2 protein-coding genes and 3 pseudogenes are annotated in these 3,262 nt (G+C 71.4%); 2 read left to right on the forward strand and 3 right to left on the reverse strand.

Features of this window, described 5'->3' with window-relative positions:
* Together VE614_RS24125 and VE614_RS24130 are read right to left on the reverse strand one after the other, a co-directional pair.
* Positions 1 to 236: pseudogene (locus VE614_RS24125) on the reverse strand (hypothetical protein); the annotation flags it as partial.
* 76 nt (positions 237 to 312) lie between these two features.
* Complete coding sequence (locus VE614_RS24130; protein ID WP_324940933.1) at positions 313 to 1,251, reverse strand: acetylhydrolase; 939 nt, start codon at positions 1,249 to 1,251, stop codon at positions 313 to 315.
* A 220-nt stretch (positions 1,252 to 1,471) separates the two neighbouring features.
* Between VE614_RS24130 and VE614_RS24135 the strand changes: the two genes are divergently transcribed.
* Together VE614_RS24135 and VE614_RS24140 are read left to right on the forward strand one after the other, a co-directional pair.
* Entirely contained in the window at positions 1,472 to 2,437 is a 966-nt protein-coding gene (locus VE614_RS24135; protein WP_324940936.1) for a winged helix-turn-helix domain-containing protein, read from the forward strand.
* 156 nt (positions 2,438 to 2,593) lie between these two features.
* A pseudogene (locus tag VE614_RS24140) lies at positions 2,594 to 3,092 on the forward strand (IS5 family transposase); the annotation flags it as partial.
* Here VE614_RS24140 and VE614_RS24145 read toward each other — a convergent pair.
* Positions 3,076 to 3,262: pseudogene (locus tag VE614_RS24145) on the reverse strand (hypothetical protein); the annotation flags it as partial. The pseudogenes VE614_RS24140 and VE614_RS24145 sit on opposite strands and share 17 nt — an antisense overlap.

Consider the following 3,262-nt stretch of genomic DNA (forward strand, 5'->3'; position numbering starts at 1 on the left):
CCGAGCGCTTCGATGCTGGACAGCCAGGCGTCGGCGACGGCCGGGCTGCGGCCGCGCAGCGCACGGCGGGCGCGGCCGGCCAGGTTGAGGGCTTCGACGCCGTTGCCGGCGTGCGCCTCGAGCTGGGCGAGGCTGCCGACCGGGTAGGCGGTGAGCAGCGCATCCCCCGCGGGGCCGGGACGGCGGTGACGCGCAGGGTAACGGGTTCCTTGGACGTGTGCCGTGCCTGTCGTCAAACGATCGTTTGACGACAGACGACCGACGCCCTGTTGTGCGGGCGCAGAGGGCCACTGCCGCCCTCTCATGGTTCCGCTACAACAGATGGCGGGCGAAGAAGGACCCCACCTGGCGCCGTACCTCAGCGAGTGTCACAACCGGGACGCCGGTGCCGATGAGCGCAGCCCGCGCTGTCGCTGTCACAAGACCGGCGGTCTGGAGCCGCGCGACGAGCGAGCCGTAGTCGGTAAACGCCCCGTGGTTCGCGTCGGCAAGCAGCAGGCGGCGGCCGGGAAGGCTCGCCCAGGAGGACTCGATACGGGCGGCGCCCTCGAATCCGTCGGTGCGAAACAGCAGCAGCGGCCAGCCGACTTCGACCGGCGTCGGGTACAGGTCGAGATAACCCTCCAGGTTCGCCACCGCGCCGACCCGGCGGTCGTGGGGGGCTGCGTACACCGCCGCCGTGCCGCCTGCGGAGTGCCCGTACAACCCGATCCGGCAGGAGTCCATGACCGGTGCGAGCGGCAGGTCGCCAAGCCGGTCCAGGACCAGGCGGAGGTCCGCGATCCGGGTGTCCACCATCGTGCGGAAGGTCGCCGGGTCCGGCGGTCCGAACAGGACGGTCGTTCGCATCCCGGTCGGCAGCTCCACCTGGGAAGCGTCACCGGGGTGGTCGACGAGTACGACCACTCGGCCGTGGCTCGCCAGGTCCTCGGCGAGGGTTGTGCCGAGCGTGCGGGAATCACCGCCGCCGGGTGAGTACACCAGTACCGGCCGCCGCCCGGGCAGCGGCGGCGCGCCCACGTACCCGTGGGTGAGGACCGCGCCCCAGTCCACCGCTCCCGGCTCCGGCAGTCCCGGATGAACGTGCGGTGCGTACTCGGCGAACACCCCTGCCTCCTCCGGGGTGAGCTGCGGGGCCCGGGAGAAGTCGCGTACCGATCGAGCCGGGTACAGGACGGTCAGCATCAACTCCCGCACGCCGCCCACCCACGGGTCGGTACGGGCCGGGTCCGTCAGATAGACCGTCTGCATGCCTACGGGGTACGGGCCGGCGGGCGCGGGCAGCCGGAGGATCGAGCCGCTACCGGAGGCGGACGCAGCCGTGGGCAGCAGGGCGGCGGCACTCCCGAATAGGGTGCCTTTCAGAAGAGTGCGTCGAGAAGTCATACGAACATCGTTGGGGCGGGGGCCGTCACGATGCGAAGGTTCAGGCCCTGGCCGAAAGGCTGGCCCCGGACGAGGAGTTGTGAGGGTGCTGCGAATCCAATTCACCGCGCAGGACTTCGCCCGGATCCGCTTCGCACCCCGCCCGGCGCCGCTCCAGGAGCTGCACGCCGCCCTGACGACAGCCGTGACCCGGAGTGGCGGGCCGCTGTTCGCGCCGTGGCGCGGCCGTGTCCTGCGCTCCCTCCCGGCCGCAACTGATCCGCTCGCCGACCTGGTTCCGGCGGGCCGCCCGCCCTCCTTCCTCGACGTCCTCGGCGACACCGTGGCCGACGGCTTCGAACAGATCCGCGCCACCAGCCCCGGTCTCGTCCGCTCCGAGCTGGAGCGGGTCTACGGGGCGGTGCCCGCCCCTCGCTGGATCCGCGGCCTGCCCGCGGGCGACGAGACGGCCTGGCGCACCCTGCACCGTGCCCAGCAGGCCGCGTACGAGACGGTCCTCGCCCCGGTCTGGTCCGTCGTACAGGATCTGCATCGTGAGGAGTTCACCCGCTACGCCCTGACCGTCGCCGAACACGGAGTGGCCGCCACACTGACCGGCCTGGCCCCGGGCAGCCAGCTCCATGAAGGCGTGTGGGAATGGCCCGGCGCAGCGCCGGACCGCGACCTTTGCCTCGACGGGCGCGGCCTGGTTCTGCTGCCCACCTTCCACCACCCGGCGGGCCCACTTCTTCAGAACACCCCGGGCCATCCCGCAGTCCTGACATACCCAGCCGGTCCCGGGCTCCCGCCCACTGCGGGGCGCCCGGTCGTCCCCGCCGAGACCCTGGCCGCCGTCCTGGGCCGCACCCGGCTGGACGCCCTGCGCCTCCTCGCCGAGCCTCACACCACGACATCCCTGGCCCGCGCCCTCCACGTCAGCAACGCGACGGCCTCGTCCCACGCGGCGGCACTCAGATCGGCAGGCATGGCGACGACGACCCGCACAGGCCGCTCGGTCACCCACCAGCGCACGGCCCTCGGCACGCTGGTTGCGGGCGCCCGACCGCCGTAGTTAGCCACAAGACGGCCCGCAAGCCCATCACCGCCCTGGTCGGCCACCCTTAGAGGTCCTAACAGAGGTTGTCGATCGAGTGACCGTCGGCTTGTCTGCTCGTTGGTCGGCTCGTGGGGAAGTGTCTGTCGCGGCCGTGGATCGTGTCGGACGCCCAAAAGCGGCCCCAGCCCGGTCGACCGCGCACGTCCGGGCAGCAAGCACCACATCATCACCGACGGCCAGGGCATCCCGCTCGCGGTGTCGCTGACCGGCGGAAAACGCAACGACGTCACCCAACTCCTGCCCTTGCTCGACAAAATCCCGGCTGCTGCCGGGGTGGTCGGACGACCCCGACGCCGCCCGGACATCCTCTTCGCTGGCCGCGGCTACGACCACGACAAGTACCGCCGGCTCCTTCGCGAACGAAGGCATTCGCCCGGCGATCGCCGAACGCGGCCAGCCCCACGGCACCGGCCTGGGCACCTTCCGCTGGGTCGTGGAACGCACCATCTCCTGGCTGCACGGCTTCCGCCGCCTGCGCATCCGCTGGGAACGACGCGACGACATCCACGAAGCCTTCCTCGGCCTTGCCGTCTGCCTGATTACTCACCGCCACGTCCAGAGGCTTTGTCAGGGCCAGTTGATGCGGTGTCGGTTCACCCGGTGCCGATGAGGGCGAGGACTGCGACCGGTAGCAGCAGGATCCACTGCGGGAGCTGGAGGAGCGGCCGTGGCCAGTCGGCGGCCAGCGTGATGATGAGGAACACCACCGCGTAGGCGAGATACTGGGCGGCGATGAACAGCACGAGCGCCGTGCTGGGCGCGGCCGTGAAGGCGAGGGCC

Source organism: Streptomyces sp. (genome assembly GCF_035645055.1).
Lineage (GTDB): Bacteria > Actinomycetota > Actinomycetes > Streptomycetales > Streptomycetaceae > Streptomyces.